The organism is Flectobacillus roseus, from assembly GCF_030056595.1.
GTDB lineage: Bacteria > Bacteroidota > Bacteroidia > Cytophagales > Spirosomataceae > Flectobacillus > Flectobacillus roseus.
Map to the genome: position 1 here is coordinate 99700 of NZ_JASHIF010000023.1, position 24149 is coordinate 123848.

The window sequence follows — 24149 nt, forward strand, 5'->3', positions numbered from 1 at the left end:
TTAAGTGGGAAAAAACCAATTAAAAACTACCAATCATCGAGAAAAATGGTCAAATATAATGGTGGATTCTCTTATTTATCTTGTGGATTCGAGGTGCCCACTGCTGGGCATTTGTAAAAAAATACTAAGTTATTCGTCTTGTCCTTCTTCATAGTGTAAACCCATGAATTGAAGGGGGGATTGTCCAAAAGTCTTTTTAAATATTCTTGAAAAACTTGATGGATAATTAAAACCAACCATATATGCTACCTCATTGATAGTGTATTTACCTGATTGTAAGTACCTTCTAGCTTGCACTAAGCGTTCGTTTAGGTGATAATTATAAACACTGTTGTTGAAAATTGCTTTGTATAGAGTTTTGAATTTGGCTGTACTCATGCCCACAGATTTAGAAAGTTCTTCAATGGAAGGGCAAGGCTTTGACAAATCTGTTAGAATAGCTTCATTGATTTCATGGATTTTTTGTATATCTCTTTTTTTAAAGTTCTGATTAGTTGGAATAAATATGCTTTTATTTATGAGTTTTTTGAAGAAAATCAAAGTCAAATCAAGGGCAGTCCGATAAAAAAGTAACTTGGTATTTTGCTGGTAAAGGTCCTCATTGAGCAGTGTATCTACGATTCTATGTAAGTCTACATCAATATTATCAATCATAAATACAGATTCATTGCTCTGGATAATCTCATTGAGACGCTCTGCAGGTTCTTCTTTTAGATCTTGAATAATATTCGTTTCTATCCAATCTTTTGAGAAGGTCAAAGAAAAACTAAAAATTGGGCGATTGGCTGGAAATATTCTAGCGTTTGAAACCGAGGACGAACTCAACACCACACAATAAGGGTAATTATTGGATGTAATTTCAGCCAACTCTTTAGTATATAGGTAATCATTACAAATACTTACATTCCACCGAGTATTCTCTTCGGAGGGTGTTGGTTTGATATGTAAGTCCTCATTCAATTGTAGTTGCAATAGCTCAACTTCAAATCCTTGCTCTATTTCAGTAGAAAGAATTTGACCTTTTCCTCTCGAATTTTCAAATTGATAAACGAAGCGGTTGTGTTGCTCAATCTGAAGGTACTCTAAAAGTTGGGATAAAAAGTCTGGCGATTGATGATTTTCAAAAACAATTGATGCGTTAAGTAATGATTTCATAATTTTAAGTTGCTCTTATTCTATCGTGACAATCAAAGTAAAACTTGCAAATAGAATATTCTTCACTAATATAAGAAAAATATCGTCCTTCATAATTCAATTGGTCGATAATTCGTATAAACGCAGAATATATTCACACTGGAACGACTGGTAAAATCTTGTTTGGGTATTTGGATTATCTTAAAAATTACTAACGGGTATTTTCAAAATAATCTCAAAAAGGTTGTTTTGAGCTGATACTTCCATTTTACCATGTACAGTTCGAACCCATTCTTGGATAATGTATAGCCCTAAGCCTGTTCCATTCATATCCTTGGGGTTATGTGCTTGAAAAAACGGTTTTACATCGTTGGTACAAATGGTGTAGTTGCCCAAATAATGATTCCGAATAATCATCAGTAAATGGTTGTTTTCGAGGCGTGTATCAATATAAACTTTGTGAGCATGATTGGCATACTGAATGATATTTTGGTATAATTCAGTCAACACAAATTCTAACAGAACTTCATCATAGCCATATAAAATATTGATATTTGATTTAAAGCTAAACTCAAAGGGCATAGAGGAGCCTTTTTTGAGGGTATCATATATTTGATGATGTAAGGCTAGGATGTTGACCGTACCACTTGTAGCATTACGCCAAGGGTTATTGTTATTAGATAACTGGTTGTACCATAATAGCTTGCGAGTAGTTCTCAGAATTCTGTTGCCCGAAATACTAATGCCTTCAATCAACGATAAGGCGTCGTTTACTTGGCTGTTTTGTAGCATTTCAATCGCCATTTTGCTCAAATTGACGATACCATTTAAGGGAGTCAAATACTCATGACTCGAAATATGATAGAATACATCAACGGCATTTTTACGAATTTCCAAACCAACAGATTCTTTTTTCTGGCTGCTTAGTTCTAATCTGGCATGAATGGTTTCGACCAAATCTTTTGACATAAATGGCTTCGTCAAGAAATCATCTGCACCAAGATTCATCCCTTTTCGTTTATCCCAAAAATCGGCTCTTGCCGTCAGAAATATAAACGGGAGGTAGATGAATTCTGGAATAGCACGAATCCTTTTGAGTACCTCAAAACCGTCAACTTCATCTAGCATGATATCACAAACTACCAAGTCAGGTTTGAATGATTGAACTAACTCAACCCCCAACTGTCCTTTGTGTGCGACTTCACATTCAAACTGATTTAACTCTAAAATAGTTTTGGTGTTTTCGGCTAATAATAAATCATCCTCTATTAATACGATTTTAGGTATCATGATTTTTGAGTTCTAAAAGTACAGAAGTGCCTTGGTTTTGCTTACTTCTAAAATGAATAGTGGCTTTGTGGAAATCGACAAAATATTTTACTACCAGCAAACCTAAACCTGTTCCTTTGATACCTTCCACGTTGGAGGCACGCGTAAAGGCTTTAAATAAATTGGGAAAATCTTTTTCAGGAATTCCAATCCCAAAATCCTTAATGAGAATACACACCTTAGATTTTTGGTAGCTAATACGAATAATAGGGGAGGCTTTATTATTGGAGTATTTGAATGCGTTTTCTATGAGATTTTTGAGAATATGCGTCATCATCAACCTATCAAAACATACAGGATAGGCTTGTCCTTTAAACAGCACATTGATTTGACGACCGTCTTCATAAGGAGCAAAATTGGCGGTAATAATCTGTTCTATGAATTCATTCATGTTTTGAGGTGATGGCTTAAACTCCATTTTGCCTCCTTCGATTTTGCTCACTAGCAATAGCTCCTTCATCAAAGATTCCATCCCTCGAACTTCATTGATAATTCGGGAAAGGTATAGTTGAAGCTGCGGTTTTGTAACTTTATCGGCGTCGTTGAGCATTTCAAGAATTTCGGCACTCGACTGAATCACCGACATGGGAGTTCGCATTTCGTGCGATACAATATTTACAAAACCTGATTTTAATTCATTAAGGCGACGCTCCTTATCAATGATTTTTTGTAGTTCTGCAACGGCGTAATATTGGTCCGACACATCACTTAAAAATACGGCATAATTAATGTTTCCAGCTTTTTCTTGTACGTAAGGGGTAAAAGAGTAGGAGAAGTATTTAGTCATACCGTATTTATCTTTTACCTGATAAACTTTGGCTGTATGATGCGCATAGTTAGTTTGCTGATAGAGAGCTATATCTTTTCTGATAATTGAAGTATCTTCAATGGCAATGGCGTCTATTTCTTTACCAATAATTTGAGAAGCAGGAATACCAAAAAAAGATTCGTAAGCGGCATTGGCAAATACCACTTGAAAGTTATCATCTATAACAATCACTACAACATCCAACAAATCAGCTACTTTGGCGAATATAATATCCTTTTGACGAGCATACTCTTCTGTCTTTTTTAATGAGGTCACATCTATTCCATAGCCTACCACAAATTCGAGTTCACCATTATCTTGGAAGATAGGTTGGAAACGACGTAAATTAAACTTATGCTGCCCTTCTCGATTGATACCTTCTTCCAAAAATTCATATACTTGCTTGGTAGAAACCGCTTGTGTGAATGCTTCACGACGTATATCGGCAAAGGCAATATCTCTACCACGTGCCTTGGCAAACTCGTAATCATCTTTATTCATGAGCCACTCACGCAAATTATTGTCTTGAACGGCTGTTTGATTCACAAAAACGTATTGGTGTTTTTTGTTAAAGACGGCAATATCTGCGGGAATATGATTCAAGATTTGTTCATAAAATTTCTTTAAATGAAGGATATGGTACTCCATTGTACGGGCTTCGGTGTAGTCATAGTAAATCCATACATGCCCATTATGAATCCCTTCGTTGATGATTGGCAGATAATCTCTTAGAAAAGAACGACCATCTGCCAATTCCACGATTTCATGAGAGACAAACTCTTCAGCCGATAGAATTTCTTCAATACGTACTAAAAATTGCGTAGGATTTCTAAACATTGAAGCACTTTGAGTGGCTGCAATTTTGCAATCAAATCCTATCAACTGTTCGGGAGGAACTGGGATTTTGAAGAGTTGACAAAAGTTTTGATTGACAAACTGCAACCTACGCTCATAGTTTTCCATCAATACCGCAAACGGTATCTTGTTGAGCACAAAGTTAAGTTGCGAGTAGAGTTTGTCTTCGTTGAGTATCATTGGTGGAACGATTCTATGGATTCTTCGATAGCATTTTTGATTTGATCTTTCTCAATTGGCTTTGATAAAAATTGTACTATTTCAGCGTTTGGTAACCTTTCTAGAAAATGCGAATATGTGGTTGCTGAAATAACTACAACTTTTATATTCGTATGCTCGAATTCTCTCGGATTTTCTTTGAGATACTCTAAAAATTCATACCCATCCATAATAGGCATATTGAGATCCAACAATATCACAATATGGTTGTGGGAGGTTGCTTTTAGCCAGTTGATGGCGTCTTCACCATTTTCACATTCTTGATAGGTTTGCTCTAATGTTTCAAGGGTTTTACCTAATACAAATCGATTGATAAAGTCGTCGTCAACAATTAAAATGATTGGCGGGTCCAATGTTGTCATAATATTAGTGGATAAATAGGGCTAGCAACTCTCCTTTCGAATTGATACCTAGCTTGTGGTAAATTTTCTTTACATGGTCATTGACGGTAGTATAACTTATATAAAGTTTTTCGGCGATTTCTTTGTAGGACAGGCCTTTCAAAAGATAGTCCATTACGTCGAGTTCGCGTTTTGTTAATAATTCTTCAGCATTTATTTTCTTTTCTTGCGGCTGCTGAGATATTTTAGAAAAAAGCATGGATGCTATCTCTGGAGAGATGAGCGCACCATTATTTTTGATAATATCAATCTGTTCTACGAGTTTCTTGAGTGAAAGGGGCTTCAACAAATATCCATTTGCCCCAGCCTTGATAGCTTCCCAAATGGATTCTTCGTTGCAAGTGCCACTTATCATGACAATATGGGTATTGTTGAATTGTCTCCTGACTTTACTGATTCCTTCGATTCCTGAAATTCCGGGCAAGCCTACATCAATAAATACGATATAAGGTTCTGACGAAACTGTCTGACTTTGTTCTAAAAAACGCTCAATACTACATGCCGAAATACTGACTTCAATATCAGGATACATGGAAAAAAATATTTCGATATTTTCTCGTAAGATTAAATCATCTTCTATGATTGCAATTTGCATACGTTACACTTTTAATACATTTTCGCAAAATATTTGTACTCAAATGTAAGAGAGATATAACGTTAGGCACAGGATTTTACCATTGAAAAAAAATGATAAAAATCAGTGGTACGATAAATTTTTAAGAAGGGCTTTTAATGCGGGTTCGAGCTACTGAAGGACAATCCGTTTTCAGTAGCATAAGTTGCAAAGTTGAGCTAATTAGGAATGATATGCAATCCCTATTTCTAGGGATTTTGCAGAATTATTGCAATTTTTTGCAAAAGGTTGAAAGTTTTTCTTTTGTGAAAGGAATAAAGGAAATAGGTCTCTAGTAGATTTGGTCAATCGTGAAGTCGAGGAAAAAAGTGGTTCCCTGATTTTCGCTACTAACAAAATAGATATGACCGTTATTGAGCTGAACTAGATTTTTGACAATTACCAACCCCAGTCCTGTGCCTTCGATAATCCCAACATTTTTGGCTCTAAAAAAGGACGAATACATTTTCCCTTGCTCTGTAAGAGGAATACCTATGCCAAAATCCTTGATTTGAATTTCCAATTGATTTTTCTCACTGCTAACTGATATGATGGGATTTCGTTTACCCAAGGAATACTTAAAGGCATTCGAAATGAGATTGTCTAGAATATGGATAAAATGTTGGGGGTCAAGCCATATCTTGGGAACTTCCCCAACGACCTCTAATTCTGTAATACGTTGGTCTTTTTGTTGTTGATTCTGTCGATTGATGGCAAAATTGATTAGCTCTATCACGTTTACTTCCTCTCGATGTACAGTGAGTTGCTGTGACTCAATTTTTCCTATTAGGAGGGTTTCACTGATAAGACTTGAGATACGATGAATTTCGGACTGAATATTATCTAATTGCTTTGTAATCTTCTCGTTATAGGTCGATTTTTCTAGTTTAATATAAGCTTCGATAATCTCAGCACTCGAACGAATAGTGGCAAGTGGTGTTCTGAATTCATGTGAAGTCATATTCACAAATCGTGATTTTAGTTGATTCAGCTCTTTCTCACGTTGCAAAGATTTCATCATACTTTCTTCTACCAATTTGTGTTCTTGGATACTCCTCGAAGAAGTAATCATTCGGTCACATATATCATAGTCGTCAAAGAAAATCTTAACACTTGTTTCTATCCATACATATTCATTATTCTTCTTTCTAAATCGGTATGATATATATCTTGCTTCACTTTCACTATCCGCAGAACTGTTTGGAATAGAAACAATCTTTACTTTGTCGTCTGGGTGAAAAAAGTCGTAATGACTTTGCCCTAGAAGTTCTTCTGGACAATATCCCGTAAGCAGACTGATAGATGGTGAAACGTAGAGATATTTTCCTTCCAAATCATGGATGCAAACAATGTCTTGAACGTTATGCGACAAAATTGTATTAATTCTAGCATTTTCTTTTTCATTGGTAATATCTCGCAATGTACCAGAGGTACCTAGCACTTCGCCATTTCTACCAATGACTAAGGTGGCAAAAACCTCTATCCATTTGATTTTGTGTGATTTAGAAATATATCTGATGATGTGTTTGCAATAACTTTTCTGTTGGTTGATCAATGGCGCAAATAGCAATTCATTTTTTCTTACATCCTCTGGATGCAAAAATTCATAAAAAGGTCGTCCTAGGCTTTCTTCTAAAGTGTACTCAAAAATATCGCTCCAAGCCTGATTGAGAAATACCCAGTTTCCAAGTGCATCGGTCTGAAATAAAACTTCGTGAATATGATCAACAATATATTTGTACTGTAGCGCTTGTTCTGAGTCAAATGTTTGGGTAGATTTTGGGAAAAACTGAATTAATCCAAAAGTTTCACCAGCATTGTGGAGAGGACTTAATTTAAGCTCAAATATCTGATTTTCGAGTTCGGAAATATATTGAACAGTTTGACCTTCCCAAACTTGGCTTAGAGATTCATGGAGAAGTTTATTGGAAAACAAGGAACTGTTTAGGATGCTTGTTGGAGGAAAAGTTTGGTCAAAAGCTAAATTGCATTTTTCGATTTTGTAAGACGAATTTATGACACATACAGGGTGATCTATATGCTGAAGCAACTGAGAGAAAAAATCAATCTTGGCGGTACTAGGTTTTGAAAACATGTATGAGTGGAATGGTTAGGTAAAAATAGCTAGACAAAACTTCTGAAATTCTTGCACAAGGTCAATGTTTAGAAAGATAACTTAATAGCCAAAACGATTTTTCTAAAGTGATTTTACAGATGATAAAAATCACTTGTATTTCTAAGCTCCATGAAATCGCATTTAATTATTATAAGTATTTGATATGTAGGTAATTATCTTGGGTGGGCTGAAGTGGCTTTTTGGGGTGTTTCTGTCAAAAAATGGATACATTTGAAGGGCTTGCATATAACATTCTTTCCTTGTATTATTGTTTAAAATTATTGCCTTAGTAAACCCCAACAACGTTTTAGACGTAAGTCTAGCATTTGGTTTTGTATGAGAGTCAAACCATTGTAGCGTTTTTCCAACTACAAACTATCACTATTTTAATTTACCCAAACTTTATGAAAATTCTAAGTCAGTTAGAATTAAAACAGTTTAAGTCTCATATTATCACAAATCTAAACAAACTTGTAGATGATGAAGAGCCGCAAATTTCTCTAAATCAATCCGATGAGATAGTTTTTGAAAAAGAAAATTCAGAAAGTGAGCTTATGACTGCATCGTTCAATAGTAATGAGGACTCATTCTAATGAAAGCGGGTCACCCATGCCCTAAATGGTATCTTGTTAGAGTGTCCGCCCAACACTCCAACCTTAAAAGTAAAATTCTTACTAAGATAACCTTCGATGTTTAATCTTAAAGGTCTAATTCAGCGCCTAAATTAGCCTTTTGCTTATTTATCTTGGAATTACTGCGTAGCTTAATTTTTATTGAGTAAATTTAAAAGCTATTTAACGTTAATTTTCGGATATAGTAGATACATGTCTCTACCTAATTCATTCTAACTGTACGGATATTTTTGTTTGACACAATGGCATCACAGTCTTCATCGACCAACCGATGACTGTGAGGTTTTATGCTTATTTATATTTACGTTGGTGAAAATATAATATGCCTTCGGTCAAAATGTGTTCACTATGTCAATATAAACACATTTCAAAATTTTAGCTTACGGTATAAAGTTGATAGCCTAGGGCGGGTAAACTTAGATTTGCCCACTTACTAAATTACATATCCTTGAATTTCATAGCTGCCCAATTCGAATGATAAAACCGCTTTCTCAACTTGAATTTCTGGTTGAACAGTTGCCCAATGCTTCTACGGAACAACTTCCTTATTTCACCGAGCAACTTCGTGAAATACTGGATACACTCAAGGCAAAAGGGAATCATTGTCCTACTCTTACCTCTTCAGAAGAACCAACAGAACCCCATGATTTCTTCATAGATTCACTGGCAGAACTGTGTATTTGGGAGTATTTTCCTAGTACTCAACAGTTTGTATTCTCCGATAATATTGTCAATTATTGGTCAGATTATCAGGTAGGTAATCGCTTGGAGGATATATTTTCAGATGCTGGGAAAGAGGTGCTAGAAAGGAATCTGTCCAATGCTATTAAAACAAAAAAAGGTTTTGAAGTGGTATTACAAGCCAATGAGTTAGGCAAAAACCTATGGGTAGAAGTTTCGGCACATTGGAACCTTGCCAACACCAATCAGGGAAATGAGAAGGAAGAGGTGTTGATGGGTATTATCCGTGCCATGAAACTAGGTAAACAGGATTTACAAACCATTAATACAGAGGAGTCTGGCAATTTTGCGTATGACCTCCTAGCAGGCATATCAGACGGTTTTGTGGTTATTAATCAAGATTGGATCATTACCTATGCCAATGAACAATTAGCAAGTTCTATTCAAACAACTGTTGACCAGTTGATCGGTAAAAATGCTTGGGAGACTTTCCCTGAATTTTCAAACGGCCCATTTCAAGAGACCTGTCAAGATGTAATGACTAATCGAGAAACGAAAGTGGTCATTAATTACTTTACTCCTTGGAATAAGTGGTTTCAGAATAGAATTTTCCCCGCTTCGAATGGTATTGCTATTTTTTCTACAAATCTTACCTATGAAAAGCGTCTTGAACAATCGCTCATCAAAAGTGAAGCAGAGTTAGCTTCCTTGGTAGAAAATATTCCATATGCGATTTTCTCTCTAGATTTATCTTTTTGCTTATTGAAGTATAATGGTGCTTTTAGGAATTTTTGGCTAGAAAAAGCTGGCTTTGAACCTCAAATCGGAGCGCCATTACCTTATGAAATATGTAGTGTTGCCAATCTGGTTGACTGTGATCTATTCTTTCAAGATGCTATTCGAGGGGAAAGTACAACTATTGAACGAAGAATAGATGTTCGGGATTCTGAGCAAATTTTTGAGGTGAGTATTAATCCTTCTTATAACGCTCAAAATGAAGTAGTTGGGATTACGGTGCTCATGAATAATATTACCTCAAGAAAGCAGACAGAACAAACCCTTCTCGAAAATCAACAGCGATATCAATCTCTCTTTGACCAAAATCCTGATGGTGTATTTTCTTTGGATTTTGAAGGGAAATTTACCTCCGTTAACGCCGCATTGGCAGATATACTCGAGTATCCAAAAGATGCTCTTTTAGAATGCAAAGTTAGTAATTTTTCGACTTTGGTATTCTCGGAAAACCTTCAACGAATTTTGCAAAAGACCCTTGAAGGGAGTTCTCAAAATATTGAAATTGATATAAGGACAAGGACTGGTACGACTAAAAGAGTTCATCTGACCTCGATGCCTATACTGCTCAATGGGCAGTTGCAAGGCGTATACGGTATTTTGAAGGATATTACCAGCAGTTTCGAAACTTCACAAGCCATCGTAGCCAACGAACAAAAATGGAAACGTGCTTTGGAAGGTAGTCAGCAGGGTGTTTGGGATTGGCGTGTGCTTGAACAAAAGGTTCACTATTCAAAAATTTGGAAAGAGTTAATAGGATATCAAGAAAATGAATTAGAGGACTCCTATCAGGAATGGCTGATTCGTATACATCCTGATGATTACGAAAGAGTTGTGAAATCAACCCTTCAGTTGATTCATGATGAAATTCAGTATTTTGAAGAAATATATCGTTTCAAACATAAACAAAATCATTATATCTGGGTGCTAGATAGGGGTGTTGTGATGGAACGAAATGCTCAAAACGAACCGACTCGAGTAATAGGAACCTTGTCTGATATTTCTCATCTAAAAGCCGTAGAGGAACAACTGCTTAAAAGTGAAAAGAACCTTACCGATGCTCAGAAAATCGCGCGTATAGGAAGTTGGGAGGTTGACCTACGTAAGAATCATTTGATTTGGTCTAACGAGCAATTTTCACTTTTTGGTTTAGATCAAAAAAACTTCAAGTATACTATTGAGGCCTATTTGCAAAGTATTCATCCCGATGATAGGGACGACTTCCTAAAAGCTTATAATCAGGTTTGTGAGGGAAAAGGGCGATTAAATCTTGAACATCGTATTGTACTTCCGTCGGGAGAAATACGATATATGCATGAAAGAGGAGAGTTAATCACCGACGAATCGGGACAAGCAATAGCCATAAAGGGCACTTCACAAGATATCACCGAACGTAAACTTATAGAGCTTAGTTTGTTGCAAGAGCGTAACTTCCTTAGGATTGTTATTGATAATATCCCTGCGTATATCTATTACAAAGATACTGAGCACCGTCACCTATTGGTTAATAAAGTTGGTTTAGATTTATTTGGTGTCGGCAAAGAGGAAGATTTGCTTCATCAATCAGGGCTAAATTTATTGGAAGAAAGTAGTGCTAATTTGCTCCGTGAGCAAGAGGTATACGTAATGTCTTCGGGTAATGCGGTAACGAATATCAAAGAATACTTCCTTACAAAGTCAGGACAAATCAAATGGTTATTATCCAATAAAGTACCTCTTCGAGACACGAATGGTGAGGTGATTGGCGTGGTAGGCGTAAGCCGTGATATAACCGATTCGGTTAAGAAAGAATTAGAGCAAGAGCACCTCTGGACGATTTCTCGAAAACTCAATGAAATAGATAATCTTCAGGTTGCTATCTATGAATCGCTCAGAATTCTGGCCTACTACTTGGACTGTGTGTATGCCGAAGCTTGGATGTTGAATCTTAATCATTCCAAGCTCAACCTTCACACTAACTGGTTTGCTGATGAGTCTGTAGCCTTGGATTTTACAGGATTGGCTTTCCAAGATCTCAAAATAGGAGAGTTTCTGCCTGGAATGGCTTGGGCTACTCAGCGTATTCAGGAATGGGATTTATCTCATGGTTTTATTCCATCTACCGAAAAGCGTATTATCGATAAATTAGATTGTCGTTCGGGAGTAGCACTACCCATTTTGTTTCGTGGACAAGTCATTGCGGTTTTCTGCTTTTACTCAACAGAAGAACATATATCGAACGATACAGATTTTTTTGATAACGTTTCAAGGCAAATTGGGGTAGATTTATCAAGAAGAAAAGCCGAAGACGAGCTCAATATATTCTTTAACTCCTCGCCAGATTTTCTGTGCATGCTCGATGCAGATTTTTGTTTTACAAGACTTAATAAAGTAGCTACAGAATGGCTATATGGTACTGAGCGCTCACTTATGGGGCGGTCGGTTTTTGATTATATTCATGACGAAGACAAAGAAAAGACCTTACAACAAATATCAGTACTAGCTCAAACGCGTCAGGTAGGGTATTTTGAAAATAGAATCTTGAAAGAAGATGGTGAAATTCGGTGGTTAGCTTGGACGGTTGCTTCTATCAAAGAACAAGATCGGGTAATTGCTGCGGCAAAAGATATTACTGAGAAAAAGCATAGTGATCAGCATTTGAGTTTGTACAAACACCTTCTTGACAATATGAAAGATTTGGTGTGTTTGTGGAGTCCCGAAGGAAAGCCTATTTATGTCAACAAGTCTTTCCATGAATTTGCGGGCGATTTTACAGATATAGTAGATAAAAAAATACCACTTGTCGAGGAGCCTCTTGCTTACAATATTTTTGATTCAGTTTTGAAAGGCCAGCACGTGAGTCAAGATGTAGTGATTTATGACAATGAAGATTGGATAGATTATTATGTAAGTGCCGGACCGATTGCCGACGAAAATAATCAGATTGTGTCGTTGTTTACCATCTTCACAGATATTTCTGAAAGGAAAAAACATGAGCGTGATTTGGAACAATACAATGTTCAAATTACTAATATTCTTGAAAGTATTACTGATGGGTTTTTTGCGGTAAATCACAAATATACAGTGACTTACATGAACGCTGAAGCTGAAAGACTGTTGGGGATGAGTCGTAATTTCTTAATCAATGAAAATCTTTGGGATACTTTTGGACATGGTGCGCCATTGAGTTATTATTCTGAATATACTCGCGCCATCGAAGAAAATGTATCAGTATCGTTTGATGACTTTTATGCACCGGGTAGAAGATGGTTCCATATTAACGCCTATCCTTCCGAAAATGGACTTTCTATCTTTTTTAGAGATGTTACCGAACAAAAGTTGAAAGAGCAGCTTGACCGAATCGAAAAAGCAGCTCTGGAATACAACACTTCTCAAGATTCTACATTGGCGCAAGTACTGGAATATTATATCAATCAAGTACAAGAGTTACAAGGAAGCACATTTATTACTGCTTGGCAAGTGGTAGGTAACGAGTTGAAAATGCTCGTAGATTCAAGTTTGGATGAAAATTTGATTACCTCTATCGAAACCTTTGGTTTTAGTACCAAACCAAATGAGCAAGGAGAATACACCAGTTTGTTTTTCCCACATAAACAATTTGTAAAAAACCTTGCCTTGATGCCACAATGGCAACCTTTGGTAGAAATGCTTAGAGCACAGAGGATTAAGGCATGCTGGTCGATGCCAATTGTTGGAGCTGGGAGCAAAATCATTGGCGTGTTAGCGTATTTCTTTAATGACGAGCGAGTGCCCTCGCGAGAAGAAGAGGTGGCGCTCGAAAATGTGAAGCGAGTAGTAACGCTCATTATGGAAAGTAAGCTAGCTGAATTGGCGCTCAGAGAAAGTAATGAACGTTATAATTTAGTCGCGAAAGCCACCAATGATTTGATTTGGGACTTGGATCTCGAAACCAATGAGATTCTATGGAGTGAAAGTATGACCCAAATATTAGGGTATTCGCTTCAAGAAATTACAGGTGATTATTACTGGTGGCTCTCGAAGGTTCATCCCGACGACGCCGAAAGAGTAAATTATGGTTTACGTAAACATTTGATTGATAAAAAACTTCACTGGGAGGATGAATACCGCATCCTTTGTGCCGATGACTCCTATAAGTTTGTGTATGATCGTGGCTTTACGCTTTATGATGAAACTAATCATGCCATTCGAATGATTGGTGCAATTCAGGATGTTTCGCCATTGAAACAAACGGAATTGAAGTTAAACGAGTTAAATCTTGAACTTGAAAAAAGAGCAAGCGAGTTGGTCGCATCCAATGAAGAGCTCGAAAGATTTGCTTATGTAGCCTCGCATGATCTTCAAGAACCCCTACGCATGGTGAGTAGTTTCCTGCAACTTTTGCAGAAAAAGTATGATTCCCAACTCGACGATCAAGCAAAGAAATACATTTATTTTGCTGTGAATGGCTCAGAGCGCATGAAACAGCTGATACTTGATTTGTTGGAATATTCACGTGTTGGTACCAACCGCGATGCTTTTGTTCTTGTAGACTTGAATGAGGTGATGACGGAGGTCATACAGATTTACGACGAAAAAATTAGAAAGGAGCACGCAACAGTATTAGTCAGTAAATTGCCCATTGTAGATGGGAATAGGGTACAATTGCTCCAATTAGCTCAGAATTTGATTGGAAATGCGCTAAAATATCGAGGAGAAAAAGACCCTGTTATTCAGATTGAATTAGATGAAACTGAAAATGATTGGATTTTTTCTTTCAGAGATAATGGAATTGGTATAGATTCTGCATATTTTAAAAAGATTTTTATCATTTTTCAAAGACTACACAACAAAACAGAATATTCTGGAACGGGTATTGGTTTGGCTATTTGCAAGAAAATCGTTGAACGCCATAAGGGTAAAATGTGGGTTGAGAGTGTAGTTGGAGAGGGTAGTGCTTTTAAATTTACATTACCTAAAAATAAGCCCAAATTTATCGAAACTAACTTGTAATGAGCTTTCGATTTTCGGCTATGGGCTTTAGGCAAAACATTTCCTATATAAAAGTAGAAGGTTTTGCCGTAATGTTTACGGCTGGTTTCCTAAGGCTTTAAGGCTAATACAAGTATTATTAATTTTGCAAAATATCGCTTTTTGCTATTAGTAGTTTGCAGTAGGCAAAAGGTTTCTACAATATTCTCAGAAGCACTTTTACACTTTTGTCTTACAAAATTGAGCCTAATGCAGGTAAAATTAATTTAATTTTGCCACTAACTTAACTTCATTACCACCATGATTACTATAAAACCACAACAATTGAGGATACTCGTTGTAGAAGACAACCTCGGTGACTATATACTTTTTGAGGAATATCTACACGATACAGGGCTAGATGTAAAGGAGGTTCAGAATGTCATAACGGTAGCTGAAGCTAAACAGGCTTTGGCCAATGCCGATTATGATTTAGTATTCTTGGATTTATCATTGCCAGATAGTATTGGTATTCAGTCTATTATAGATTTGAATAAACTGGCAGCTCATATCCCAATAGTTGTGCTTTCGGGTATGGAGGATACCCAAACAACCACCGAAGCAATTGTAAATGGTGCACAAGATTATCTGATAAAAGGTGAATTAGAGTCAAAACTGCTTTCAAAGACCATTAGATATAGTATTGAACGTAAGCGTAATCTTGAAAGAATAAAGCAGAGTAACGAGCGCTACACTATGGTGTCCAATGCAACAATTGGTGTGGTTTGGGATGTCAATTTGGCAAATAATGAGGTAGTGCGTTCGGGAGATACATTCTTACATACCCATGGGTATGAGGAAAAATCGTTTACTTCTGATTTTAGTTTTTGGGGTGAAAGAGTCCATCCTGAAGATATCATTGCATTAGAGGCCGTTATAAAGGCTCATTTGCTTTCTCGAAGTAATAAGTTCTGGGAATATGAATATCGTTTTCAAAATGGTGCTGGAGAATATTTCTATGTTCATGACCGTGGCTCAGTAATTTATGATGATAATGACGTGCCCGTAAGGATGCTGGGCACTATGATGGATATAACTGAGCGTAAGGTTTCGCAAGAAAAGCTACGAATATCTGAATACAACTATCGACAAATTTTTGATAATAATCCCAACCCCATGTGGATTTATGATAGTGTCACCATGGAGTTTTTGGAAGTAAATCCTGCCGCAATTCAGCATTATGGTTATGATCGAGAAGAGTTTTTGGAGATGTGCATGGAGGATATTTGTCCGAAAGCCATGCAAAGAGAGTCTTTGACATTAAAAAACAGCTTATTGCAAGTACATTTAAAAGCAGGGTACGAAAAAATCATCGTAGAGGTTACGGCATATCCTATTGATTTCGCAGGTCGTAAGGCTATGCAAATGTTGATTAGGGACGTTACCGAAAAAGTTAGAGCTGAAGAAGAAAAACGAATTTTAGTCCATAGTTTAGAACTATTTCGGAATGCTGCCTCGCTCACCAAAGGGCTAAATGCTTGTCTAGAATCGATAAGGAATTACTTGGGCTGGGAGCATTCAGAAATTTGGATGACAGACTACCAAAAAGAATATATCCGATTACAAACCCACAGCTACACCACCGAATTTGAGCATTTTCAAGAAATGGTAGAGCCATTTTTGCAAAAAGATGTGAGTCTTGCTCAAACGATATATAACGACAGTTACAATCGTCAGCATCCTATTTGGTTGAATAATCTTCACGAAATGGAGGATTTTAAAAGAACCTCCGTTTCTGATAAAATAGGGATACACTCTGCTATTTCTATTCCTATCATTTACGATGAAAAGCATATCGGATGGATGGTTTTTTTCAGTAAAGCCGTACATCAACCTGACGACAGTATCCTATCTTTTTTGGGAGAGGTTTGCAAGCAGTTAGGAGCTGAAATCGAAAAGCGAAATGCTGACGAAATGCTCAATCACTTCTTCTTGTTGAGTAACGATTTGCTAGGTATTGCTACGCTCGACGGCTTTTTTGTCAGAATTAATAACGCTTTTTTACGTGTTTTGGGCTATGACACTCATGAAATCAACGGTCATGATGTAATAGATTTTGTACATCCAGAAGACAAACAACAAACACTTGAAGTCCTCCGAGGAATTCAAGAAAAGGCTTCGGTGTCGGTAATGGAAAATCGTTTTATTGCCAAAGATCAAAGTGTTCGTTGGATTTCGTGGTCGGTGACATATCTTCCTGACGAAAAACTCATATTTGCTTCTGGACGTGATATTACTCAACAAAAAGAAGAGGAACTTCAGTTGCGTTTGCGTGAGTCAGTGATTACTAATAGCAATGACGCCATTGTGATTACAGAACCTAACCTCGAAAATGAATGCCATCGGGCTGTTTATTTTAATACGGCTTTTGTTCGTCTTTCGGGCTTTGACTCAAGCGAAATAATCGCCAATCCAACGATGATGATGGTTGGTGAAAAAACCGATTTGGAGGCAATTGCCAAAATTGAGGATGCCATCAAAAATTGGAAGCATGAGGAAGTTGAAATCATTGTTTATCGCAAAAATGGTGAGCAATTTTGGGCAAGTTTGGAAGTTGTACCCGTACCCGATGCTAAAGGTGAGTTTACACATGCAATTTCGGTATTCAGGGATATTTCTGCTCGCAAAAAAGCAGAAGCAGAAAAAGAGGTTTTGATTCGAGAGTTGACCGATAGTAATACTGATTTAAAGCAGTTTACATTTATCACCTCCCACAATTTACGAGCGCCATTGTCTAATCTAATCGGTATTCTGGATTTGGTAGAGCCAGAGTCAATTCGTGATGAAATGACGCTAGAATTACTCGAAAAATTTAAAGAGTCGACACTCTTACTCAATCAAACTATCAATGATTTATTGGATGTTTTGGTAATGAAAAATCGGGTAAACTTAGAGAAAAAGCCTTTGAGTTTGAAAACTGAATTTGACAAAGTAAAATCCTCTATTGGCTACCAAATCCGAGAAGCAAATGCTTCATTGCAAACAGACTTTAGTGGTGTTGGTGAAGTGAGTTTTGACTCTTCTTATCTTGAAAGTATTTTATTAAATTTATTGACCAATGCCATAAAGTATCGTTCATTGAGTCGACCACTTGAAATACAGGTGTTTACCATAGATACCCCTAATTATGTTGAACTTCACTTTACAGATAATGGAATAGGTATTGATTTGAAGCGTCATCGAAGTAAAATTTTTGGGCTTTATCAACGTTTTCATGATTATCCAGATAGCAAAGGATTAGGACTTTATATCGTAAGTTCTCAAATTCGGGCGCTTGGTGGAAAAATAGATGTGCAAAGCGAGGTTGATAAAGGCACTACTTTTATTGTGTATTTTGCTAAATCCTAGGCTTTTGAAACGAAATTTCTCAATATTGAGTTGAAGAAGTGTAAATACTCTTCAAAGTCGTCAATTTACTTTGTCACATCACTTTCGATAGTCGTTTACAAAAGCTTAATTAAATTATGTCAGAAAAAAGTTCCTTATCCGCTAATATCATCAGAGCGTTCCTTATCATAGGAAAAATAGAAGGCTACAGCTATTTGTTTTTGTTGTTTGTGGCAATGCCAGTCAAATACATTTTGCATAAACCCGAAATCGTTAAAATTGGAGGCACCATTCATGGAGTCCTGTTTGTAGCATTTGTGGCAACTATTTTAGCTATGATTATTCAAGTAGGCATGACCTTGCGCAAAGCAATGTTGGCATTCGTATTATCATTAATTCCATTTGGAACTTTTTACCTGAAAAAGACACTATAATCGTGTTGCAATTGTCTTTATGCATACCGAAAAACTCAACTTAGTACAACAATATGCCGAGTCGGTGTTGTCACAACTACCGCCTCAGTTTTGTTACCACAATGCCCAACATACAGAAGCCGTAGTGGCTGCCACCATAGAAATTGCACAAGAGGAAGGGGTGAAAGATAAAGCGCTCGAAAATCTCTTGATGGCTGCTTGGTTGCACGATATTGGTTACTCGGTGAGCTTTGATGACCATGAAACCCACAGTATTACACTTTCTCAGGAATTTCTGGCAAAAATAGAATGCCCCCAAAAGCAAATAGATAAAGTTGCTATCTATATTGGAGCTACTCGTATGCCCCAAAGCCCACATTCGCATAAGCAAATGATTTTGTGTGATGCCGATTTGTCGCATTTGGCTTCTGATAATTTCCTAGAAATGACAGAACATCTTCGTACCGAAATTTGCTTTACCAAAATGTCTTTATCCGAGAAAGATTGGCTTAAGAAAACACTAACCTTTATGGAGGATCATCACTATTTTACTGCATATGGAAAGAGAGTTTTGGAACCTCGTAAACAAAAAAATATAGCTCTCATCAAAGAGAAATTAGAAGAATTGAAACAGAGTAAAAAAGATAGTAAGGAGAAAGAAAAGAATGCAGACGCAAAGGTGAAACGCCCAGACCGTGGTATTGAAACCATGTTTAGAACCACTTCCGCCAATCACTTTCAACTGTCTGCGATGGCTGATAACAAGGCCAATATTATGATTTCGGTAAATACGATTGTTATTTCATTGATTGTCAGTATATTAATGAGGAAATTGGAGGAGAATACCTATCTCATAATACCTACGATCATGATTACTACAGTATGTTTATTGGCTACAGTTTTTGCAGTGTTGGCAACTATTCCGAATGTAACGAAAGGTAAATTTTCAAAGGAGGATATTGCTAACCGAAGTGCTAATTTGTTGTTTTTTGGTAATTTTCACGAAATGAAATTAGAAGATTATCAGGCTGGTATGAAGGAAATGATGAATGACTCGGAGTTTCTATATGCCTCCATGACGCGCGATATTTACTTTTTGGGGAAGGTACTTGGTAAAAAGTATAAGTTGTTACGTATTGCTTATAATATTTTCATGTTCGGTTTTGTGGCTTCTATTCTGGCTTTTGGGATAGCCACCATGTTGCAGCAGCATAAGTAATGTTTATTTGTGTGGGTTTGTTTTTTAAATGAAATCTGTTCAAATTTTGAATAGATTCAAGGTGAAGTATGCAAATGGCTAATAACCAGAGGCATAACACCATACCTGCTTGCCAACAAGTTGACTTTACCATTGACTAAAATTTCATTTCTATGTTCAAAAAATCCTTTAGGCTGGTATTTATCAGCTTTCTTTTTTTATCAAATATTACGTTTGCCCAAAAGCAAACTTCTGATAGTTCAAAACCTTTAATTACTGCCAAAGAAATGATTGCACCTGGGATTCTGATTGGTACAGGAATGGTGTTCATAAACAATAGTACCAAGGCTGAACAAAAGGAGTGGCATACCAAATATTTGTCTAGCTTTAGAACTCATGCCGACGATTACTTGCAATTTACACCCCAAGCTGCTGCTATGGGCTTGAGCTTAGTGGGCATAAAGGGAAAAAATACTTTTGTCGATAAAGGTGGTATAATAGTTTTGGGAACAGGCATCATGTTGGGAACTGTATTTGGATTAAAAAAATTGACTAATATAACTCGTCCTGACGATTCGAGTAGTGACTCGTTTCCTTCTGGACATACAGCCAATGCTTTTTTTGGCGCAACCGTTTTGGCTACTGAGTATGGCGACCAAAGTGTTTGGTACACCATTGGTGGATATACCGTAGCTACAGCTACGGGTACTTTTCGCATGCTAAACAACCGTCACTGGTTGTCTGATGTATTGGTTGGTGCAGGTATCGGAATTCTTTCTGCTAAGGCTTCATATATTATTTATCCTTGGATCAAAAAGCAGATTGCTCCAAAGTTACCTTCCAACGTATCGTTTGTTCCAGTATATAATGGCTATGCTGTCACTGGCAATCTCACGATTGGATTTTGATTTGCGCACACTACTGCTTGATAATTTTTTAAGATGAAAACTCAATTACTTTATATACTTCTTTTCCTATCACTTTCAACTCAACTTTTGGCACAAAGCCCTGTACCAAAAGTTGAATATTCATTGTTTCTTATCGGTGATGCAGGCGAGCCTGATACACATGGTAAAGATGCAGTTTTGAATACACTTTCAGAAAAATTAAAATTGAAAGGGAAAAATAGTTCAGTAGTCTTTCTAGGAGATAATATTTATCCCAAAGGAATGGTCGATGAGGAACATCCTGACAGAAAAGATGCTGAAGATCGTCTGAAAGCGCAATTAGATGTGATCAAATCGCATATTGGAACGGGCTTTATTATCCCTGGTAATCATGACTGGGAACAAGGTGGAAAAAATGGTTGGACAGAAATTATTGCCCAGGAAAAATTTGTAACCGATTACCTCCAAAACCCAGCAGTATTTTTCCCAAAAGGGGGATGCCCGACACCTCAAGAAATACCCCTTTCTGACAATCAGACACTGATTTTATTGGATACACAGTGGTATTTGCACCCTTGGAAAAAACCAGATGAAAACTCTGATTGCGAAGTAAAAACCTTGACAGGTTTGTTGACTTCCCTAGACGATATTTTGTATCGTAACCGACACAAAAAGGTTGTGGTGGCAGGACATCATCCAATGTATTCGTATAGTTTACACGGTGGCTATTATCCTTTCAAATCACATATATTGCCACTTAGCGAACTGGGTATCAATATTCCTTTGCCGATTATTGGCTCTATTTATCCTTTATATCGTTCTTGGATTGGTAATATTCAGGATATTCCTAATCCTGTGTACAAGGAAATGCAAACGGGAATGGTTCGAATCATGTCGCAGTATCCCAATGTGGTTTATGCCAACGGGCATGAACATACGCTTCAGTTAATTGAGAAAGACTCTCTTTATTATATCACTACTGGTGCTGGCTCCAAAACAACTCCTGTCAAAAAGGGTGCAGATTCCTATTTTGCCGCAGCGACTAAAGGATTTGCTCAGTTAGATTGGCTGTCGGATGGTACGTCAAAAATCTATTTTTGGGATGCGAATGGTCAGTTGCTTTACGAAAAAGTATTGGAGTTTAAGAAAAAGCCTTATCAGGAGTTAGTCGTAAAATCTAATCAACAAACTATTCCTAATCCCAAATTCAAGGCCAATAAGTTTAAAGAATGGCTCTTGGGTAAAAATTATCGGAGTATTTGGACGAGTCCTGTGCAAGCACCCGTGTTGGATTTGACCCATGAAAAAGGAGGGTTAAAAGTAATTCAACGTGGGGGAGGTCAACAAACGTTATCACTCCGATATGCTGGTAAAGACGAAAATCAATATGTAACAAGATCAGTAGAAAAATATCCAGAAAGTGCTGTTCCTGAGGCAATTCGTAGCAAGTTTACCGTTGATATTGTTGGTGACCAAATTTCTGCATCCCATCCATTTGCTGCTCTAACGATTCCTTCTTTGGCCGAAGCTGCTGGAGTTTTACATACCAATCCTCGATTGGTTCGTCTACCAAACGATACTATTCTTGGACCATATCAGCGACTTTTTGCAGGACAATTAGCCTTGTTTGAGGAGCGACCAGATGAAGGTTTTGCTGGAGCCAAAAAGACTTATTCGACCCTTAAGCTTTTTGATAAATTAGATCAAGACAATAAAAATGTAGTGGATCAAAAAGCCTTACTTCGAGCTAGACTGTTGGATATGCTCATTGGCGATTGGGATCGTCATGATGACCAATGGCGTTGGGCAGCTTTTGACGAAGGAAAACAGACGGTTTTTAAAGCAATTCCACGCGACCGTGACCAAGCCTTTTTTGTGAGTCAAGGCGTTTTGCCAAAGATTGTCTCTCGCAAATGGATTTTGCCTAAGGTACAAGGTTTTGACTATAAAATTCGTGATGTTAATACTTTCAACTTCAATGCCAGATATGTTGACAGGGCGTTTTTGACCCAATTATCTCAACAAGACTGGCAAGAAACAGCCAGCTTGTTACAACAAAGTATCTCAGATTCATTGATTGATGAGTCTATCAAAAAGCTACCCAATAATGATCCATTTACCTCCGAAATTGCAGCTAAGTTAAAACAACGTAAAAAGGATTTATTAGCCTATGCTTCAGAATATTACAAGTTTTTAGCTAAAGAAGTAGATGTGGTAGCCTCTGACAAAGACGAAATCATTGACATTGAACGTTTGGCTGATGGTAATACTAGCGTAAAATTGTTTGACCAAACTAAAAAAGGCAAACAAGGTACACTTTTGTATCAAAGAATTTTTGACCCAAAAGATACAAAGGAGATTCGTGTTTGGGGAATGGATGGCGAAGATGTATTTCATGTGTACGGAAAAGCCAACAAAGGAATTAAAGTTAGACTCATTGGAGGAAAAGGAAAAGATATTTTCATTGATAGTTCGGAAGTGGATAAAGGCGCACGAAAGACGCTAATTTATGACAAAAAGAAAAACACAACGATTCAGGCTGGAGAAGAAACCGTTAACCATACGACTGAAAACGATAAGCATATCAATGATCTAGACAGATTTGCGTTTGTTTATGATAGATTGGCACCTTTAGGTTCGCTCGCCTATAACCCCGACGATGGACTGTTTCTTGGTGGTGGGGTGCAATATACCCAGCAAGGTTTTAGAAAATCACCATTCCGCATGCAACATAGTTTGTCTGGAAATTATGCATTTTCAACAAATGCTTTTAACCTTTATTATGTCGGAAAAGCTGTAGATGTAATAGGTAAAGCTGATTTAGAAGTAAAACTAACGTTACAGCAAGATGGGCTAACAGATAACTTTTTTGGCCTAAGCAACGAATCCCAATATATTCATTCAAAAGGTATTGAATATTATAGAGTCAAACTTAGTAACCTTGAAAACTCAGTGCTTTTGAGCAATAATTGGGGACCTTTAAAACTCTATTATGGGCTTGTGTTCAATGGATATAATGTAAAAGAAAATGCTAAGCGATACATTGCCGAATATGCTGCCAAAGGCTCGCCTGTGTATGACGAACAAGATTTTTATGGGGTACGTACTGGTTTTACCGTTGATACTCGCAATAATCCAGTTATGACAACTCGTGGTTTAAAATGGAATACAGAGGCAACTTTTCAGAAAGCATTTGAGCATAATTACAAAGATGATTATCTCAATGTCAAAACTGATTTGGCATTTTATCATACCTTCAAATTACCAGCGGTTTTGTCATTTGCCACGCGTGTGGGAGGGGGAATCAACTTGTTAGACTATGAGTTCTATCAAGCTAATACTTTGGGTGGTTTGAGTAATTTGAGAGGATACCGTCGTTCACGTTTTTCAGGAAGAAGCTCGTTTTATCACAATTTGGAGGCACGTTTGAAGTTGCTTTCATTCAAGTCATATCTTTTTCCTGCGCATCTTGGTGTGCTGGCGTTTAATGACCTTGGTAGAGTTTGGAATCCCAATGAAACCTCTCAAAAATGGCATCATGGATATGGTGGTGGTATTTGGCTTTCACCGTTCCAAATGGCAGTGGTAACCTTGACTTATGGGCGCTCCTCAGAAGATGAAGTAATTAGTTTTAAGCTTGGTTTTTTCTTCTAGCAATATTTTTTATAATCATTACAAGATAATTTCAAAAAATAAACTTTTTTGGAGTTAACATTTGTTTCATTTTTACGAAACCCACTTAAGTGTGATAACTG

Annotated in this window: 13 protein-coding genes; 7 read left to right on the plus strand and 6 right to left on the minus strand. The window is 37.0% G+C overall.

Translation table 11 applies throughout. The features are described 5' to 3' along the window. Positions 1-129: 129 nt before the first annotated feature. The 6 genes from QM524_RS21895 to QM524_RS21920 form a co-directional block, all read right to left on the minus strand. Entirely contained in the window at positions 130-1155 is a 1026-nt protein-coding gene (locus QM524_RS21895; protein WP_283346229.1) for a helix-turn-helix transcriptional regulator, read from the minus strand. A gap of 180 nt (positions 1156-1335) precedes the next feature. Continuing rightward, the gene (locus QM524_RS21900) at positions 1336-2424 is read right to left on the minus strand and encodes an ATP-binding response regulator (RefSeq protein WP_283346230.1); all 1089 of its coding nucleotides are present in this window, start codon (positions 2422-2424) and stop codon (positions 1336-1338) included. Next, entirely contained in the window at positions 2414-4306 is a 1893-nt protein-coding gene (locus tag QM524_RS21905) for a sensor histidine kinase (RefSeq protein WP_283346231.1), read from the minus strand. The genes QM524_RS21900 and QM524_RS21905 overlap by 11 nt, the downstream gene beginning before the upstream one ends. Continuing rightward, positions 4303-4707 (minus strand): response regulator, encoded by a 405-nt coding sequence (locus tag QM524_RS21910; RefSeq protein WP_095168184.1) that lies wholly within the window; start codon positions 4705-4707, stop codon positions 4303-4305. The genes QM524_RS21905 and QM524_RS21910 overlap by 4 nt, the downstream gene beginning before the upstream one ends. A gap of 4 nt (positions 4708-4711) precedes the next feature. Then, entirely contained in the window at positions 4712-5341 is a 630-nt protein-coding gene (locus QM524_RS21915; protein ID WP_095168186.1) for a response regulator, read from the minus strand. Positions 5342-5651: 310 nt separating this feature from the next. After that, a complete protein-coding gene (locus QM524_RS21920; protein WP_283346232.1) occupies positions 5652-7454 on the minus strand; it encodes a sensor histidine kinase in 1803 nt (600 codons plus the stop codon). Positions 7455-7879: 425 nt separating this feature from the next. Between QM524_RS21920 and QM524_RS21925 the strand changes: the two genes are divergently transcribed. The 7 genes from QM524_RS21925 (at position 7880) to QM524_RS21955 (ending at position 24048) form a co-directional block, all read left to right on the plus strand. Further along, positions 7880-8068 (plus strand): hypothetical protein, encoded by a 189-nt coding sequence (locus QM524_RS21925; protein WP_283346233.1) that lies wholly within the window; start codon positions 7880-7882, stop codon positions 8066-8068. 513 nt (positions 8069-8581) lie between these two features. Further along, a complete protein-coding gene (locus QM524_RS21930; RefSeq protein WP_283346234.1) occupies positions 8582-14551 on the plus strand; it encodes a PAS domain S-box protein in 5970 nt (1989 codons plus the stop codon). Positions 14552-14830: 279 nt separating this feature from the next. Next, complete coding sequence (locus QM524_RS21935; RefSeq protein ID WP_283346235.1) at positions 14831-17917, plus strand: PAS domain S-box protein; 3087 nt, start codon at positions 14831-14833, stop codon at positions 17915-17917. A 116-nt stretch (positions 17918-18033) separates the two neighbouring features. Then, positions 18034-18330, plus strand: a complete 297-nt coding sequence (locus tag QM524_RS21940) for a DUF3817 domain-containing protein (RefSeq protein ID WP_095168202.1) — start codon at positions 18034-18036, stop codon at positions 18328-18330. Between the two features lie 19 nt (positions 18331-18349). Then, on the plus strand, positions 18350-19528 hold the full coding sequence (locus tag QM524_RS21945) for a Pycsar system effector family protein (protein ID WP_283346236.1): 1179 nt from the start codon (positions 18350-18352) through the stop codon (positions 19526-19528). 152 nt (positions 19529-19680) lie between these two features. Next, on the plus strand, positions 19681-20415 hold the full coding sequence (locus tag QM524_RS21950) for a phosphatase PAP2 family protein (protein ID WP_283346237.1): 735 nt from the start codon (positions 19681-19683) through the stop codon (positions 20413-20415). A gap of 33 nt (positions 20416-20448) precedes the next feature. Beyond that, entirely contained in the window at positions 20449-24048 is a 3600-nt protein-coding gene (locus QM524_RS21955) for a BamA/TamA family outer membrane protein (protein WP_283346238.1), read from the plus strand. Positions 24049-24149 lie beyond the last annotated feature (101 nt).